General features: G+C 63.4%; 18 protein-coding genes. 10 read left to right on the top strand and 8 right to left on the bottom strand.

Annotated features, from left to right (window positions below; translation table 11 throughout):
- Positions 1-31: 31 nt before the first annotated feature.
- The 4 genes from B5527_RS00210 to B5527_RS00195 are packed head-to-tail and all read right to left on the bottom strand — an operon-like array spanning position 32 to position 4,306.
- Positions 32-610, bottom strand: coding sequence for an SRPBCC family protein (locus tag B5527_RS00210; protein WP_172842436.1), 579 nt, complete (start codon positions 608-610; stop codon positions 32-34).
- Positions 610-1,107 carry a (2Fe-2S)-binding protein gene (locus B5527_RS00205; protein ID WP_079599500.1) on the bottom strand — a complete coding sequence of 166 codons (498 nt, stop codon included), beginning with the start codon at positions 1,105-1,107 and terminating at the stop codon, positions 610-612. Before B5527_RS00205 ends, B5527_RS00210 begins: the two co-directional genes overlap by 1 nt.
- On the bottom strand, positions 1,104-1,934 hold the full coding sequence (locus B5527_RS00200) for an FAD binding domain-containing protein (RefSeq protein WP_079599499.1): 831 nt from the start codon (positions 1,932-1,934) through the stop codon (positions 1,104-1,106). The genes B5527_RS00205 and B5527_RS00200 overlap by 4 nt, the downstream gene beginning before the upstream one ends.
- A complete protein-coding gene (locus tag B5527_RS00195) occupies positions 1,931-4,306 on the bottom strand; it encodes a xanthine dehydrogenase family protein molybdopterin-binding subunit (protein ID WP_079599498.1) in 2,376 nt (791 codons plus the stop codon). Before B5527_RS00195 ends, B5527_RS00200 begins: the two co-directional genes overlap by 4 nt.
- Before the next feature lie 87 nt (positions 4,307-4,393).
- Between B5527_RS00195 and B5527_RS00190 the strand changes: the two genes are divergently transcribed.
- Together B5527_RS00190 and B5527_RS00185 are read left to right on the top strand one after the other, a co-directional pair.
- A complete protein-coding gene (locus tag B5527_RS00190; protein ID WP_172842435.1) occupies positions 4,394-5,188 on the top strand; it encodes a GntR family transcriptional regulator in 795 nt (264 codons plus the stop codon).
- A gap of 45 nt (positions 5,189-5,233) precedes the next feature.
- Positions 5,234-6,028 carry an aspartate dehydrogenase gene (locus B5527_RS00185; RefSeq protein ID WP_245332455.1) on the top strand — a complete coding sequence of 265 codons (795 nt, stop codon included), beginning with the start codon at positions 5,234-5,236 and terminating at the stop codon, positions 6,026-6,028.
- A gap of 41 nt (positions 6,029-6,069) precedes the next feature.
- Here B5527_RS00185 and B5527_RS00180 read toward each other — a convergent pair whose 3' ends face one another.
- On the bottom strand, positions 6,070-6,849 hold the full coding sequence (locus B5527_RS00180; RefSeq protein ID WP_172842434.1) for an AraC family transcriptional regulator: 780 nt from the start codon (positions 6,847-6,849) through the stop codon (positions 6,070-6,072).
- Positions 6,850-6,989: 140 nt separating this feature from the next.
- Here B5527_RS00180 and B5527_RS00175 point away from each other — a divergent pair, with 140 nt between their 5' ends.
- The 5 genes from B5527_RS00175 to B5527_RS00155 all read left to right on the top strand — a co-directional run bounded on the left by B5527_RS00175 (position 6,990) and on the right by B5527_RS00155 (position 11,914).
- Positions 6,990-8,048: a hypothetical protein gene (locus B5527_RS00175; protein WP_172842433.1), complete on the top strand. Its 1,059-nt coding sequence runs from the start codon at positions 6,990-6,992 to the stop codon at positions 8,046-8,048.
- 1 nt (position 8,049) lies between these two features.
- Positions 8,050-9,492 carry an aldehyde dehydrogenase family protein gene (locus B5527_RS00170; protein ID WP_172842432.1) on the top strand — a complete coding sequence of 481 codons (1,443 nt, stop codon included), beginning with the start codon at positions 8,050-8,052 and terminating at the stop codon, positions 9,490-9,492.
- A gap of 35 nt (positions 9,493-9,527) precedes the next feature.
- Positions 9,528-10,442 (top strand): alpha/beta hydrolase, encoded by a 915-nt coding sequence (locus B5527_RS00165; protein ID WP_079599492.1) that lies wholly within the window; start codon positions 9,528-9,530, stop codon positions 10,440-10,442.
- 159 nt (positions 10,443-10,601) lie between these two features.
- Entirely contained in the window at positions 10,602-11,147 is a 546-nt protein-coding gene (locus tag B5527_RS00160) for a nucleoside 2-deoxyribosyltransferase (RefSeq protein ID WP_079599491.1), read from the top strand.
- Between the two features lie 386 nt (positions 11,148-11,533).
- On the top strand, positions 11,534-11,914 hold the full coding sequence (locus B5527_RS00155; RefSeq protein ID WP_197689255.1) for a hypothetical protein: 381 nt from the start codon (positions 11,534-11,536) through the stop codon (positions 11,912-11,914).
- Between the two features lie 294 nt (positions 11,915-12,208).
- Here the strand turns inward: B5527_RS00155 and B5527_RS46995 are convergent, their stop codons facing one another.
- Positions 12,209-12,340, bottom strand: a complete 132-nt coding sequence (locus B5527_RS46995) for a hypothetical protein (RefSeq protein WP_276329305.1) — start codon at positions 12,338-12,340, stop codon at positions 12,209-12,211.
- On the opposite strand from B5527_RS46995, the gene B5527_RS47475 reads away from it, so the two are divergent.
- From B5527_RS47475 to B5527_RS00140, 3 genes are read left to right on the top strand one after another with little or no spacing between them, the layout of a single operon-like run.
- Positions 12,284-12,463, top strand: coding sequence for a heme-binding protein (locus tag B5527_RS47475; RefSeq protein ID WP_425305123.1), 180 nt, complete (start codon positions 12,284-12,286; stop codon positions 12,461-12,463). The two genes, B5527_RS46995 and B5527_RS47475, sit on opposite strands and share 57 nt — an antisense overlap.
- Positions 12,460-13,473 carry a Gfo/Idh/MocA family protein gene (locus B5527_RS00145; protein WP_154071906.1) on the top strand — a complete coding sequence of 338 codons (1,014 nt, stop codon included), beginning with the start codon at positions 12,460-12,462 and terminating at the stop codon, positions 13,471-13,473. Before B5527_RS47475 ends, B5527_RS00145 begins: the two co-directional genes overlap by 4 nt.
- A 32-nt stretch (positions 13,474-13,505) precedes the next feature.
- A complete protein-coding gene (locus B5527_RS00140; protein ID WP_079606941.1) occupies positions 13,506-14,489 on the top strand; it encodes a Bug family tripartite tricarboxylate transporter substrate binding protein in 984 nt (327 codons plus the stop codon).
- Positions 14,490-14,619: 130 nt separating this feature from the next.
- Here B5527_RS00140 and B5527_RS00135 read toward each other — a convergent pair whose 3' ends face one another.
- Together B5527_RS00135 and B5527_RS00130 are read right to left on the bottom strand one after the other, a co-directional pair.
- A complete protein-coding gene (locus B5527_RS00135) occupies positions 14,620-14,973 on the bottom strand; it encodes a hypothetical protein (RefSeq protein WP_338065082.1) in 354 nt (117 codons plus the stop codon).
- A 42-nt stretch (positions 14,974-15,015) separates the two neighbouring features.
- Positions 15,016-15,396, bottom strand: a complete 381-nt coding sequence (locus tag B5527_RS00130) for a hypothetical protein (RefSeq protein WP_245332454.1) — start codon at positions 15,394-15,396, stop codon at positions 15,016-15,018.
- Positions 15,397-15,524: the final 128 nt, after the last annotated feature.

The raw sequence follows: 15,524 nt of genomic DNA, 5'->3' as shown, positions 1-15,524 counted from the left end.
TGCATTTGAAAATGGATGTCGGGCTGGGACCTCAGCCGGAACGCTTTCGGAACAGGGCAAGGAAGCGGTCGCGCAAGATCGACCAGAAAAGGTTTCCGGCGTCGAGCGGCTGGTTCGATGCCCTGGATTCGGAAGCGCCGGCCTCCGCCGCAGCGGGAGAAGCGGACAACGCCTGTTCGAAATTCCTGACGAACTCGGCGGTGATGCGGTTGGCGACTTCCTGCATCACCGCGCCCTTGCTAAATTGCGCCAGCGGTCCCGCCAGGTTGATGTCGGAGGCGACTTCCACTCGGGTCGCACCGGGCGCGCGCCCCTCCCCCAGCCGATAGGTCATCGCTCCCGTAGCGCGCGAACTGGAACGCGCATCGGCGCCTTTGCCGGAGACAATTGCGGTCCACTCCTGCGGCCGGCTCTCGATGGCGATTTCGCCGTCGAATGCGGCGGCCATCGGCCCGACTTTCACCGACATACGGCCCTTGTATCGATGATCGCCGAGATCCTCCACGATCGAAGCGCCCGGAAGGCATTGCGCGACGAAATGCACGTCGTTCATCCGGCTCCAGACGAACTCGCGCGGGTGTTGCAGTTCGAAACTCTTCTCTATCTTCATCAGACTTGTTCCTGCGCCGGCGCCGTCCGGGCCGCCCATTTTTCTCCGGCGGCCTTGATCGAGCGGACGATGCCCTGATAGCCGGTGCAGCGGCACAAATTGCCGCTGATCGCGATGCGGATTTCGGCTTCGCCGAGATGGGGTTTCCGCCGCAGCAGATCCCACGCACTGATCAGCATGCCCGGCGTACAGAAGCCGCATTGCAGTCCATGCTTGTCATGGAACGCGGCCTTCAGCACCAGCATCAACGGATCCTGATCGAGGCCTTCGAGCGTGCGGATATCCGAACCGTCGATGCCGACCGCGAGCGTGATGCACGACCGCGCCGGCTGACCGTCGATAAGCACGGTGCAGGCGCCGCAGACGCCCTGCTCGCAGCCGAGATGCGTCGCGGTCAGCCGCAGTTCCTCGCGCAGCAGATCCGCGAGGCTGGTACGGGGCTCGACCGAGGACTGAAGCGGCTTGCCGTTGATGACGGCTGATATCGAGGTCTTCATCGTTTTTCCGAATTCGCGACGGCGCGGATGGCCGCTGAACTATGGAGCAGAAGCTTCCCGGGTGAAAAATCGCGCCCGCTTTCGGCGAGTTCCGCCCGGATCACGGCAGCAAGGCTGTCACCGGAAGTGCCGGCCGCGATCTCGCGCGACGATCTGGCAAGCACAAGGGGGGCGCCATCGGTCGCACCGACGACGAGCCGCGCCTTGCCGAGCGCCTTGTCGATCAGCGCAATCGCCATCGACTCCGCGTATTCGCCTGTCTTGCGCGTCACCTTGTAGTGGCCCCAGCGCTCGGTGTTCGGGCGGCGCGGCACGATGATGGCTTCGATGAGTTCGGCGTCGCCGATGGCGGTCATGTAAGGACCGATAGCAAAATCCGTGCCCGGCATCGTGCGCCGCCCGTTGGGACCGGCCAGCGCGATCTCGGCTTCGAGCGCGATGATCGTGGTCAGCCAGTCCGCCGCGGGATCGGCCAGCGCAATCGCTCCGCCGATCGTGCCGCGCGTGCGCACCGCGCGATAGGCGATCTGCGATCCGACGAACGGCATCAGGCCGTTGCTGGCATCCGGAACCCGGCGATCTTCAAACGCCGCATGCGTCACCAATGCGCCGTAGCGGATGCAATCCGGCCGTTCTTCGGTTTGCCTCAGTGCGGCGACGCGCGTCAGATCAACCAGTTTGTCGACCGGCGCCAAGCGCAGGTTGAGCATCGGCACCAGCGATTGCCCGCCGGCAAGCGGCCGCACGATCGCGTCGCCTGCTTTGAGGTGAGCGATGGCGTCGTCGATCGAGGTCGCACGGTGATAGGCAAAGGGCGCCGGTTTCATGGCCGCGCCTCCTTTGCAGCGATGATCGCCCGCAGAACGCGATCCGGGGTCGCCGGAGTCTGGCTGACTTCCGCGCCAAGCGGCTTCAGCGCATCGTTGATGGCATTGATGACAGCCGCGGGCGGTGCGATAGCGCCGCCTTCGCCCATGCCCTTGATGCCGAACCTTGTATGCGGCGACGGAGTCTCCATGTGCAGCACACGGACGTCGGGGACTTCGGTCGCGCCGGGTATCATGTAGTCGAGAAACGTTGACGCCAGCGGCTGGCCGTTTTCATCATAGGGAATCTCCTCGTACAGCGCCGTGCCGAGCCCCTGCGCGACGCCGCCGACCACCTGCCCTTCCACGATCATCGGGTTCACCATGGTCCCGCAATCGTGGCAGACGACGTAGTCGAGCACCTCGACGTGGCCGGTCCCGGGGTCGACGGCCAGCACGCAGGCATGCGTCGCATAGGAGAAGGCGCCTGTGCTGCGTCCGGGCTGATAGACGGCGCTTGCCTCCAATGCCGGCTCTTCGCCGACGGGAAGGCGCTCCGGATGCAGGTACGCGGCCTGGCCTATTTCCGCGAAGGAAACGCTTTGCTCGCCGAAATAGACCTTGCCGTCGGCAAGACGGACGGATTCTTTCGGCGCCTGCAGCAAATGCGCGCCGATGCGCGTAATCTTCTCGGCCAGGATGACGCAGGCCGCCGACACGGCCCCGCCCGACATCGTCATGCTGCGCGACGCGAAGGTGCCCATCCCGTACGGTGACAGCGAACTGTCGCCATGCCTGACGATGACGTCCTTGACGGCGATCCCAAGCTCCTGGCTCGCGACCTGCGCGAGCGTCGTTTCCAGCCCCTGGCCATGGTTCTGGATCCCGACGAACAGGATGAGCTTGCCGTCAGGCGTGAAGCGAGCCAGTGCGGGCTCATAGCCGAACACGACCGGCAGCCCGCGCGCCACCCACTCAGCCGTGCCGTGCGCGGACTGCTCGGTGTAGCTCGCCATACCGAAGCCGATCAGACGGCCGTCCGGCTCGGGCCGCGACTGCCGGATCCGAATCCCGGAAAGCCCGACCGCATCGCGCGCCCGTTTGGCGCATTCCGGATAGTTGCCGCTGTCATACAATTTATGGGTGGCTGATTTGTAAGGCATGGCTTCCGGCGGCACCATGTTCAGGATCCGCACGTCCGCCGGTTCGCGATCGACCGCGCGCGCAACGGCATCCACCAGCGTCTCGATTGCAAAGCAGGCGCCGCTGCGGCCCACGCCGCGATAGGGCCCGAGCGGAGACTTGTTGGTCGCGACCGATACCGCGCGGGCGTGATAGACCGGGATATCGTACGGGCCGGTCATGATCCCCGCCGACATGCCCGCTTCCATCGAGGCGGTCCACGGCCAGACCGAATAAGCGCCTGCGTCGACCACGACTTCGGCCTCGAGACCGAGGATACGACCGTCTTTGTCGGCGTAAGCCGTCAGCTCATAGCGGTGTTCGCGCGCGTGAGGCGATGCAATCAGGTGCTCGCGCCGGTCCTCGATCCAGCGCAACGGCCGGTTAAGCTTCATCGACAGCGCCGCGATCGCCAATTCCTCGGGATTGAAATTATTCTTCGGCCCGAAGCCGCCGCCGACGTCCGGGGCCACTACCCGCAGCTTGCTTTCGGAAATCCCGAGGCTCTCCGCCAGGATGGTGCGGATGACATGGGGAAACTGCGTCGAACTGTAGACCACCAGTTCGTCGAGACGCCGGTCGTAATGCGCGAGAACGCCGCGGCCTTCCATCGATACGCCGGCGTGGCGCCCCATGCGCAGGCTCTTGCGGACCGTGATATCCGCACGGGCACGCACCTCGTCGAGATCGCCGGTTGCGATCCGGGTTTCGATGTAGACGTTGTCGGACCAGCTGTCGTGAACCCGCGGCGCGTCAGGCTTCAATGCGACGTCGATATCCCAAATTGCCGGCAGTTCCTCGAAATCGACGACACATGACTGGGCGATGTCCTCGGCCTCCGCCCGCGTCGGCGCGATGCAGATCGCGAGGAGATCGCCGACGAATCGCGCCTTGTCGGAGGTCAGCGCCGGATAGTTCGACGGCTTGAACCCCTTGGCGGCGCTGACGGCGACGATCGGCTTCGTAAAGGCGATATCGGAAGCGAAGAAGACCTGCCCCCGCGCAGCCTCCGGCACTGTGATCGACCTGATTTTGCCGTGCGCGACGGGGCTGCGGAGAAAAACGGCTTCCGCCATCCCCGGCACCTGCAGGTCAGCGAGATATTCGCCTTTGCCGTCAAGAAAACGCGCGTCCTCATTGCGGCGTAGCGAGGCTCCAACGCCCTGTTTGCCCGAGCCGGATGAAATTTGCGAAGCTGCGCCTTGACTCATGTCTGGTCCCAAGATCGTATATCGTATACGATCACGGCTAAACCGGGTGTGTCAATCCGGGGGTGGATGCCGGGAGTTGATTGGGCGATGGCTGGGTCAAAAAAGAACGGTGGGAGCGCGCCATCAGCGGCGTCTGTGGTGCGATACCCGCCGATGCACGACCAGATCCTGCCGCATCTCCGGCGGGACATCGTTGAAAACCGCTGGAAATCCGGCGTGCGCCTATCGGAGCCGCTGCTCTGCAAGCAGTTCGGCGTTTCACGCACGCCGTTGCGGGAGGCTTTGAAGACCCTGGAGGCTGAGGGGCTGATCCGCCTGGTGCCGCATGTCGGCGCTGTCGTGACCGATCCGGGAGCCACCGAGATCGGCGAAACCATGGAAATCCTGATCGGCCTCGAGCAACTCGCTGCTATCCGGGTCGCGCAATCGGGACGACAGCAGGTTTTGCGCGACATTCAAAGGATCTACGAGGAGATGCGCCAGGCAGCCCGGCGCGGCGATGCCTCGCGTTATTACGAATTGAACGACGATTTTCATCACTGCATCGTCCGCGGCACCGGCAATCGCTCGCTGGTCGACATGCATGAGAAGATCATGTGGCACGTTCACCGCGAGCGGCATCGCGTCAACGAGGTGGAATCGGTAAGCGTCGAGAGTGCCGAGAGCCACCACGAGATCGTGGACGCGATCGTCAAGCGCCGGGCCGAAAATGCTGGTATGGCAATGCGCAAGCATCTCGAGAACGTGAGCCGGCTTATGCTGGCGAACCGCCTCGCCGAGCAAGGCGTCGCCGCGGCGCAAACAGGCCAGGCAAAGTCGAAGACCAAAATGAAGACCAGGACGAAGACGAAAACCACGGTTGGCCGCCGTGGCAGATCGTGACGATTTGGAGGGCCGATGCCGGATCAGCAGCCTATGAGCAAGCCCATGCGATTGGTTTTCATCGGCTGGGGCGCGATCAATATTCGCGTCGGCGCGCTGTTGGCGCAGCGAAACGCCGCCGTCCAGATCGTCGGAATAGCCGCCATCGACACCCCGGAAAACCGCGCCTCGATCCCTCAAGGTGTTCCTTTCCTGGCCTCCCCGAACGAACTGGCCGAGCTCCGTCCCGACCTCGTTGTCGAGGCGGCCGGCCGCGCGGCGATTGATATGTGGGCTGAGCGGGCGCTCGCGGCGGCGCCGGGGATGATCATCGCTTCGACCAGCGCGTTTTGCGATGACGCTCTGCTGGCCCGGCTGACGGCCATCGCCGAGCGCCACGGCAGCCGAATCTTCATCCCATCAGGGGCGATCGGCGCTGTCGATGCATTGGCGAGCGCGGCCGTGCTCGGTTTGGATGAGGTCACCCACCAGATCGTCAAACCGCCGGTCGCCTGGAAGGGCACGCCGGCCGAAAAGCTTCTCGACCTGTCGGGCCTGTCCGATCGCACCGTGTTTTTTTCGGGCAGCGCCAGAGAGGCTGCAAGCCTCTATCCCCAAAACGCCAATGCAACGGTCGTGACGGCGCTCGCCGGCGTCGGCCTCGACAGGACCCGGGTCGAGATGGTGGCTGACCCGGCAGTCCGCATCAACGGTCATCGCATCACGGCGCGGGGCGCCTTCGGCCGCCTGGAAATTGCGCTCGAAAACAACCCGCTGGCGACCAATCCGAAATCGTCGGAGCTAACCGCGCTGAGCCTTGTGCGGCTCATCGAGCATCGGACCAGCGCGATCATCGTCTAATAAGCAGGCGATGCACCGCCACCGCAATCCCGATCGCAACTTCAGGTCAGATATCGGCCGGGCGTCACGCCGAACGCGGCACGAAACATGGCGATGAACGCGCTCGGCTCGCCAAATCCGAGTTGATCGGAGACGGCGCTGACGGACATGTCGGACGACAGCAGTTCGAGCGAACGCAAGAGCTTCGCCTGACGGCGGAAACTCCGAAGCGAAAGCCCGGTCTCCGATTTGAATTGCCGCTCGAGCGTGCGCGGCGACCTCCGCGTGGCATGCGCCAGTTCGCTCAGCGAAGGCGCGCGGGTCGGCGCCTCCAGCAGGTCCGCCGCGATCGAAAGCAGCTCGTGCGATTTCGGCATTGGCAGATTGAGCGGCAGCGCCGCCGCGGTGGAAAGCTGGTCGAGCAGGACCGAGACCAGCCGGCCGTCCGCGCCGCCCTCATCATGGAGCCTGGGCCGGGCGACGATCACATTCATCAGTTCGCGCATCAGCGGGCCTACCTGGAGAACCGTGGTTCGTCTGGAGAGTTCCGGCGCCGCATCGGCGGAGACGTAGAGGGTTTGCAGTCGCGTCGACGTCAGGTGGCGGGTTTCGTGCACCGTATTGGCCGGCACCCAAACCGCGCGTTCCGGCGGGGCGACAAAAGTCGAGCCTTCCGCGGTCACGGCGATGGAGCCCGACGTCACGGCCAGCAGTTGGGCGCGTTGATGACGATGCGGCTGCAATCCGCCGCCGCGCTTTAGATCGAGCACGTAGGCCACGACCCTCTGCTGGAAGTGTCCCTTCGGGGTTTCCCACAGTTCGGGATGAATAACGATCGTCACGTCCAAGGCTCCGGAATGGGGGGGGGGTCGTTTCATAACGGTTTTTTGGCGGAATAGCGATAACACGTCGAAGAGGTCGTGAAATAGGATGGCTTGGCAGTGCGGGATCGGCGGCAGGCAACAGCGCATAGGGGATGGAGATGAGGTCAACGGTAGTCGGCGGTGCGATGCTTCCTCATGCCCCGCAGTTCTTCACGATGCCCGAGACCGAGGACAAGAAGGTCGTCGAGCAGGTGCGCGCGGTCGCAGCCGATATCGGCAACAAGCTCAAGGCGCTCAAGCCCGACCTCTGGATCATTTTTTCCAACGATCACGCCGAGCAGTTCTTTCATAACGCCGCCCCGCCCTTCACCATCCACGTCGGCGGCGAAGCCAGCGGCGAATTTGCCGGACGCAAGTTTCACTGGAACATCCCGAGCGAAATCAGCTTCGAGATCGTTCGGCAACTCTACCGTCAGAACTTCGACCCGGCCTTCACCAGCACCGCGCGCATCGATTACGCCATCGGCATTCCACTGACGCATATCGGCCTCACCGATCCGGTGCTGCCGATCTACGTCAACGCCTACCTGCCGCCGCAACCGACCATGGAGCGCTGCTACGCGTTCGGTCAGGCCATCGCACGCACCGTCACTTCGCTGGGCTTGAGAACCGTGATCCTGTCGAGCGGCGGCATGTCGCACTTCCCGGGCACCGACCGATATTCCAATCCGGAACTGGCGTGGGACAACAAGGTCCTGGAAAAGCTCGCTGCCGGAAACCTGAAATCGCTGATCGGCTACGACGAAGCCGAACTCGATGATACCGGAAATATCGAACTGCGATGCTGGGCCTGCGCGGCAGGCGCGCTCGGCGAGCGCAAGCCCGACATCGTTTCGATGGACCCGAGCTGGCACCATAATTATGCATCGCTGGCCTGGTTCGGCGAGCAGGCCGCCGAACACGACGCGCATTATCCCTCGATCAAGCCGGAACTGGTTCAATTGACGGCGGCGCTGCATGGGCTCGCCCACAATGATTCCGATCGCGCGCAGTTTATCGCCGATGCCTCTGGCTATGCCGACAAGTTCAAACTGTCGGACGAGCATCGCGCGGCGCTGCTCAGGCTCGAGGTTCCCTCGATCGTCAAAATGGGAGTCCATCCATTGGTACCCTTCCTCGCCAATATGCAGATCCAGCGTCTGCGAAATCCCCGCTGACATGAATCGATCCCAGCTTCCGGTTTTCGCCGACTTCGTCGGCGGCAAGCTCGTCGCGGCCGATCACGCCGCCGACGGTTTGGATCTGATTGCACCGCAAAGCGGGCAATCGATCGCGAGGATTGCCGAATCAGGAAAGGCCGGCGTCGATCGCGCCGTCGCGGCGGCTTCCGTTGCGTTCGCGGCAAACCGCAAGCAACCGACGCACCAGCGCATCGCATGGCTGAACACCGCGGCAGGCGCGCTGAGAAAGGCCGGCGACGATATCGCTTCGCTGATCTGCGAGGATGTCGGCAAGCCCATTCGCATGGCCCGCTTCGAGGTCAAGCGCGGCGCCGAATTTCTCGAATTGACGGCGGCGGCATTGACCCAGCTCGGCGGCGAGACGCTGCCGCTGGACATCACCGCCCCGGGCACCGGCCATATCGGTTTTGTCCGGCACGTGCCGTACGGTGTGGTCGCCGGGATCACGCCTTTCAACGCTCCGGTCAATTTGCTGGTGCAGAAAATCGCGCCCGCGATCGCCGCCGGCAACGCCATCGTCGCCAAGCCGGCACTCGCGGGAACGCGGGCCGCCCTGCGGCTCGCGCAGCTGTTCCACGATGCCGGCTGGCCCAGGGATCTCTTCAGCGTGGTGACCGGTGACCGCGAAACGGCGCTCGCGCTGGCATCGCATCGCGATGTTCGCGCCGTGTCGTTTACCGGCGGCACCGTCGCTGGCGATGCGCTGGCCCGCGCCGCCGGGGCGAAGAAATTCGTCGCCGAGCTCGGCTCCAACGCCGCGAATATCGTGATGGCCGACGCCGATATCGAGACAGCGGCGAAGAAGATCGCCTCGGCGGCATTCGAGGCGAGCGGTCAGCAATGCATCTCGGCCCAGCGCATTCTGGTGGCACGGCCGGTGCTCGACGATTTCCTGCGGCATTTCGCGGCCGCCGCGCAGGCACTGAAAGTCGGCAAGGCGGAAGACCCGACGACCGATATCGGACCCATGGTCAGCAAAGCTTCGGGCACGCGCGTCATGGCCATGTGCGAAGACGCGCTGGCAAAGGGCGCTCGCTTCATCCTGCAGCCCCGCCAGACCGAGGCAACGATCTCGCCGGGAATCCTGACCGGCGTTCCGACCGACGCGCGGCTGTGGTGCGAGGAAGTGTTCGGTCCGCTGGCACTGGTCACCGCATTCGAGGACATCGACGACGCCTTGCGGATGGCCAATGATTCCGAATTCGGACTGCAGGGCGCCGTGTTCACGCGGGACCTGGCTGCCGCACTGCGCTTCTCCGACGATTTCGACGTCGGTGCGTTGTGGGTCAATGAAGCGACGCGGTTCCGGCTCGACAATTATCCGTTCGGCGGCATGAAGCGAAGCGGCGTCGGCCGCGAGGGTGTACGTTACGCGATCGAGGAGTTTTCCCAGATCAAGTTTACCGGTATTACCATCTAAGCGAATATTCCTCCGGTTCAGTCCCAGGCCCGTTCATGAGCTCGAAGTTTCCCGAAATCCCGGATGCGTTGCGCGCGCTGATGGCGGAGATTGGTCCGCGCTGGGGCACCAATCCGGCCGCGCATGTCAAGATCATGGTCGATCGGTTCAGCGAGGTCCTCAAACAGTCTCCGAAGGACGGCGTGACGGTTCGGCGCGGCATCTCCTACGGCCCTCACCCGCGGCAAACGTTCGATCTGTTCAAGCCCGACGACAAGAACGCCCGGCGCGCCGCGGTCGTCTTCGTCCATGGCGGCGCTTTTCTTGACGGCCACCCCAACCGCACCGAGGAGATTTACTCCAACGTGTTGCACTACTTCGCCCGAAACGGGATCGTCGGCCTCAATATCGGTTACCGGCTCGCCGGCGACGCCAAATATCCTGGCGCGAGCGAGGACATCGCAAGCGTCATAAAATGGGTCCGCGCCCACGCCGATGAGGTCGGCATTGACGCCTCGCGAATTTTTCTGATGGGCCATTCCGCCGGCGCCGCGCACGCCGGCAGTTATGCCTACGACAAGCGCCTGCAGCCTCCCGCCGGTCCCGGCATCGCCGGATTCATCGTGGTCAGCGGCCGGGTGCGCGCCGAGACGCTCCCCGAAAATCCAAACGCCCACAAGGTTGCGGCTTATTACGAGACAGAGGATGCCGCCAGGCTCGACGATATCTCGCCCGTCAGCCATGTCAGCGCCGACAGCGTGCCCACCTTTGTGGCCTGGGGCGAGTACGAAAATCCGCTGATCGACCTTCACTGCACCGAGCTGGTTTACCGGTTAGCCGTCGCCAGGCGGCGATCGCCGCCGATGTTTTGGATGCGTGGCCACAATCACACCTCGACGATCGGTCACATCAACACCGCCGAGGACGATCTCGGTCGCGCGCTGCTGGATTTTGTCGCCAATCCACGCTGAGTCAGACATGGGTGACGCGGTGAAACGGCTGCCGGCGTTGCATTGCGCAGTTGCGCATGCCGGCAGATCGCAATGAAATGCAGCTGATGGCGGGTTGCTCCGAACCGCCGGATTTTCACTTATGTCCGTCGGTTCAGATCCAACTTAGTGAGACTGGTTATGACAGCGACAGCCTATCTGGCAGGGCCCGACGTGTTTCTTCCCAACGCGGTGGCGCATGCCGCAAGGAAGGTGGAGATATGCCGGCGGTTTGGTTTGCGCGGCTTGCCCCCGCTCAACGAAGATGCCGTGCCGGCCGCTACGGAACTGGAGGTGTGGCAGGCGATTTATGGAAAAGACGTCGCGATGATGGAGAAAAGCGACATCATCATTGCCAACCTCACGCCGTTCGCGGGCGCATCCGCCGATGCGGGCACGTTGATCGAGGTCGGCTGGTTTCTCGGCAAAGGCAAACCGATCTTTGGCTATTCGAACACGTCCGAAAACTTCGAATCCCGCATGCGGAGACAGCTTGGCGCGGATCATGCGGACCTCGGGATCGAGGGTTTCCACCTGCCGGACAATCTCATGATTGTCGGAGCGGTCCATAGCGGCGGATACCCGGTGTTTCTTCCGACCGACGGCAACGCGCGCGGCCTCGGCGCGCTCGACGTGTTCGAGACCTGCGTCGAGGCGGCGGCACGATATTTTGCCAGGCGGCCATGAACGCTTCGCTGTGCCAGGCGGTTGATCCCTTCATGTGCGCGGCCGGACGGCCTCGCTGGGGGCTAGGAGACGCCGACCGCGCAGGCGCGGCTTTCATGGAGGAGACCCCGCGCCGCTGAATCAATCAGCGCTCGGATCAGTCGTTCCTGCAACGCCGATCACTTAGAAGCATTCCACAATTCGCTTGAGAGCGGCACGGCCTCGCGCCACGCTGCGGTGCGCGTGCGGTCCCGCCAATGACTTGCCCATCTCGTCTCGCGCCCCGCGCCCTCAGATATTTCTACGCCTTCACAGCGATTTGACCATGGTCAGCGGAACGCCCCTAGGCCGCACGGTTGTTCCCCACTGCGTGATGGTTGTTCTCCATTTACCCGGAGGTAGCAGTCATGAAGAAATCTCGAACGATGGGAGTTGTCTGTCTGGCAGTTGCGCTTGCCGCGGCATCCCCTCCTGCACTCGCCCGAGGTGGGTTTGGCGGTGGAGGTTTTCACGGAGGTGGATTTGGCGGCGGCTTCCGCGGCGGCGGGTTTCGCGGAGGATGGGGCGGAGGCTGGGGCGGCGGGTGGTGGGGTCCAGGCATCGTAGGCGGCTTGATCGCGGGCTCGCTGATTGGCGCCGGCTTGGCATATGGCCCTTACGGCTATTACGGCGGCTACCCCGGATACTACGCATACCCCGGATACTACGGCGGCTACCCCGGGTACTACGGCTACCCTGGATACTACGGTGGCCCCGGATACTACGGCGGATATCCCGGGTACTATTAATAAGAGGTGCCGCCTGCGTCCCCACTCGTCCGACACATGAAAGAGGCGACCAGCCGTTGGTCGCCTTTTTTCGCGTCGCCGAGCCTTTCCCAAGTGCGCGACCCGTTTGGACTCATCAACCAATCGCAACGGCCGGGATTCCGGCCGCCGTTTCCCGAAAACGGGAATATTTCGGCATGGGCCCAATCAGAATGAAAATTGCTTGATGGCGGCGACCCGCTAGCGCACAATTCGCGTATCCTTATTGATCGGGACGCTGGGAATGTATGTCGCCGAGAGCAAGCGCCTCACACATCAGGGCGCGAAGAAGATCATGACGACGGCCGTCGACATGGCCAAAAGGCCGGGATCGCGATCTCCTGTGCGATCGTGGATGCCGGCGGGCACATGATCCTGCTCGAACGAATGGACGGTGGCCGCTTGCATACCGTGTACTCCTGTACCACGAAGGCGGTGTGCACCGCGTCAAATCGGCGCCCGACCACGATGGCTTCGTCCGAGACGAGACCGCAACAGCGATCCCGGCCCGCGGGAGGGAGAAAGTCGTGAGTGCTGGTCCTCTGCGCGTGGCCTGTATCGGGATTGGATGGTGGTCTGACGTTCTAGCCGACGCCATCCAGCGCTCGGGTAAGCTCGAGATTCTCAGCTGCTACACCCGCTCCGACGAAAAACGCGAAAAATTCGCAGCAAAATATCGCTGCCGGCCGGCCGCGAGTTACGAGGCGATGCTGGCCGATACCGAGATCGAGGCGATCATCAACACGACGCCGAACGATGTGCATCTGGCGACCACCTGCGCCGCCGCCGCCGCGGGTAAACACGTCTTCCTCGACAAGCCAATCGCCAACAGTATCTCGGACGGCCGCGCCATCACTGAGGCCTGCCGCAAGGCCGGCGTGGTACTGGCGCTTGGCTATCAGCGGCGCCGCGAGAGCCACTTCCGCTGGATCAGGCAGCAGATCGATGACGGTTTGTTCGGCAAGCTCGTCAACGCCGAGGCCAACATCAGCCGCGACCGCCTCGGCAAGATCGATCTCACCTCGTGGCGGTACCAAGCGGCCGCCATGCCCGGCGGCGTGATGCTGCAGATTGGAATCCACTACATCGACGTTCTCGAATACCTGATCGGGCCGGTCCATGCGGTGCGCGGACAATTGGCGCAACTGGTGCTGCCCGGCGACAATCCGGATGTCGCGAGCCTGATCCTGGAACACGACAACGGCGCGCTCTCCACACTGAACGCGAGCTACGCCTCGGCGTCCGAGTACTACCTGATGAACATATACGGCGGGGACGCAACCACCTACTACGATTTGCACAATGGGCTCCGCTTCCTCAAGCGCGGCGAAAGCGAGCCTGTGGCGGTGCGGTGCGCAAAGAACGACACCCTGGTCGAGGAGCTGGAGGAGTTTGCTGCCGCGGCTCGCGGGCAGCGCCAGCACGAAGTCGGGGGAGAGTACGCGACGAGATCGCTCGCGGTGGTGCGTGCCGGCATTCTCTCGGCGCAGGAGGGACGCCGGGTCGAGGTCGCGGAAATATTGGACAGCGGCCGAAACTGATGACCGCGCGACAGCACGGACAGGTGCGCGTCATGAAACCAGGCCTTAGCGTCTGGCTTTCTATCGTCATCGTGATGGCGTTGGTCGCCGGCGTCGTGCCGGTGCGCGCGCAGGGCTACCCGGTGAGGCCGATCACCGTGATCGTACCGTTCCCCGCGGGAGGCGCGAGCGATGTAGTTGCGCGCATCGTCACCAACCAGATGTCCAGGACGCTGGGGCAATCCATCATTATCGAGAACGTCAGCGGCGCTGGTGGCACGATCGGCAGCGCGCGCGTGGCGGCCGCCGCACCCGACGGCTACACCCTGCTTGCGGCGGCCATGGGCTCGCATGTGGCCGCCCCGGTGCTCACGCCGAACGTCAAGTACGATCCCGTTGCGGATTTCGTGCCGATCGGCCTCACCGCCCATTCGCCGGCAGTCGTGATTGCGCGAAAGGATTTCCCGGCACGGGACCTGAAAGAATTCGTTGCCGTCCTCCGGCAACAGGATGGTGCATTGAAACAGGCGCACGGCGGCATCGGCTCGTCCTCGCACATGGCGTGTCTTCTGTTCACCGCGGAGATCGGCGCGAAGCCCACGCTCGTTGCCTATCGCGGGTCCGGTCCGGCGTTGAACGATCTGATGGGAGGCCACGTGGACTTAATGTGCGAGCAGTCGGTCAGCGTGGCGGAGCAGGTTCTAGCGGGCTCGGTCAAGGCCTACGCGGTCTCCGCCAACGAGCGCCTCGCGACGCTGCCGAATGTGCCGACCGCCAGGGAGGCGGGCGTCAATTTTGAAATGAGCGTCTGGGCTGGGCTGTTTGCGCCCAAGGGCGTCCCAGCCGAGGTGATCGCCAAGCTTGCCGATGCGCTCGACAAGGCACTTGATGACACTGCTGTACGCGAGAGATTGGCCCAGCTCGGCGGCGCGATACCAGCCCACGCCGAGCGTAACCCGGCTGCATTCGACCGTTTTGTCCGGTCCGAAATCGCGCGCTGGGCACCCATCCTCACTGCGGCCCGAGCAGAGAAATAATGCGATGACACATACCGATCCGGGTCCATCGGGAGGCCAGGCCACGCGCGGGCTTACTTCAGAGAGATTTTGATACTGCTCAGATTCGCAGCGAATTCCATCCCCGCCTTGGGTCCTTGCAGGGCGATCCTCACGCCCTTTTCGTTTCCCAGCTGAACGCCCCCGGCGCCGCCGACAAAGGCGCCCCAGCGCCGACGGCGCTGTAGGTGCCGGCAAAATCGCTCACCTGCCTTATGCCTGAAGCCCATCCTTCCAGCCGGCTGACAGAAGCACCCGCTGTAACACCCAGGCTAAGACCGGATACTCTGAACGGATAGTCGCGACCGCGATACGTCAGGACGCCGCTGCCGCCACCGGCGCCCGCCATCAGGGGCGCCTTCACAAGCTTGACCCGGACATAGCCGGGCGCCTGCGCGAGCGATGATTTCACCGGAAGCACATGGGCGAAAAGCGCGATCAAAGCGAGCCGAATTGTAGATGACATCGTTTGAGCTTTCATGCGCTTGGAGGGTCGGACGTTCATCCGCTAGATCCGACAGCGGTGATACTTCACGTCCATTCCTTCCATGCCCGGAAACTCCCGGGAGATGGTATCGTCATCGAGTACCTTCAGGAAAAACTGGACGCTTGAAAGCATGACGCCCGATCCGCACATGACGACCAGGTTGAGGCTTTGATCACTCTCTTTCTTCGACTTGATCAAGCAACTGTCGGACTTCCCCCTCAGCCGATTGGCTTCAGCGATGAAGCCGCCGCCGTGCGCGCCGGAAAAGTTGGTGAAATTGACCTGGTTCGCTCGTCCCTTGCGGGCAAAAACCTTGCCGCATTTGTCCGCGCTCGTGGTCCAGGCGCCGGTCAGCTCGAACGCATTCAGCTTCTGCAGCGAGAACAGGACGGTCCCTGCCATGATTGCTGTCGCCAGGACCAGGTTCCGAAGCACAATCAATTCAGCGCCCCTTTCGGCCGGAAGAAAATGCATGCCGGCGGGAGAATCAAAATGCGGCGGCAACGCCGGATGTGCCCGGGAAGTCTTCC

Source organism: Bradyrhizobium erythrophlei, assembly GCF_900129425.1.
Classification (GTDB): Bacteria; Pseudomonadota; Alphaproteobacteria; order Rhizobiales; family Xanthobacteraceae; genus Bradyrhizobium; species Bradyrhizobium erythrophlei_C.
Note: the sequence above shows the minus strand (reverse complement) of the source record. Positions and strands in the feature narration are given on the sequence as shown.

Bases quoted from the DNA above. Each gene is read 5' to 3' on its own strand.
- B5527_RS00185 (WP_245332455.1), top strand. From the start codon at position 5,234: ATGCGATTGGTTTTCATCGGCTGGGGCGCGATCAATATTCGCGTCGGC.
- B5527_RS00130 (WP_245332454.1), bottom strand. From the start codon at position 15,396: ATGGCAGGGACCGTCCTGTTCTCGCTGCAGAAGCTGAATGCGTTCGAG.
- B5527_RS00165 (WP_079599492.1), top strand. From the start codon at position 9,528: ATGAGCTCGAAGTTTCCCGAAATCCCGGATGCGTTGCGCGCGCTGATG.
- B5527_RS00160 (WP_079599491.1), top strand. From the start codon at position 10,602: ATGACAGCGACAGCCTATCTGGCAGGGCCCGACGTGTTTCTTCCCAAC.
- B5527_RS46995 (WP_276329305.1), bottom strand. From the start codon at position 12,340: ATGCAAGCGGCCACCGTCCATTCGTTCGAGCAGGATCATGTGCCCGCC.
- B5527_RS00135 (WP_338065082.1), bottom strand. From the start codon at position 14,973: ATGTCATCTACAATTCGGCTCGCTTTGATCGCGCTTTTCGCCCATGTG.
- B5527_RS00175 (WP_172842433.1), top strand. From the start codon at position 6,990: ATGAGGTCAACGGTAGTCGGCGGTGCGATGCTTCCTCATGCCCCGCAG.
- B5527_RS00155 (WP_197689255.1), top strand. From the start codon at position 11,534: ATGAAGAAATCTCGAACGATGGGAGTTGTCTGTCTGGCAGTTGCGCTT.
- B5527_RS00200 (WP_079599499.1), bottom strand. From the start codon at position 1,934: ATGAAACCGGCGCCCTTTGCCTATCACCGTGCGACCTCGATCGACGAC.
- B5527_RS00195 (WP_079599498.1), bottom strand. From the start codon at position 4,306: ATGAGTCAAGGCGCAGCTTCGCAAATTTCATCCGGCTCGGGCAAACAG.
- B5527_RS00205 (WP_079599500.1), bottom strand. From the start codon at position 1,107: ATGAAGACCTCGATATCAGCCGTCATCAACGGCAAGCCGCTTCAGTCC.
- B5527_RS00170 (WP_172842432.1), top strand. From the start codon at position 8,050: ATGAATCGATCCCAGCTTCCGGTTTTCGCCGACTTCGTCGGCGGCAAG.
- B5527_RS00210 (WP_172842436.1), bottom strand. From the start codon at position 610: ATGAAGATAGAGAAGAGTTTCGAACTGCAACACCCGCGCGAGTTCGTC.
- B5527_RS00190 (WP_172842435.1), top strand. From the start codon at position 4,394: ATGGCTGGGTCAAAAAAGAACGGTGGGAGCGCGCCATCAGCGGCGTCT.
- B5527_RS00140 (WP_079606941.1), top strand. From the start codon at position 13,506: ATGAAACCAGGCCTTAGCGTCTGGCTTTCTATCGTCATCGTGATGGCG.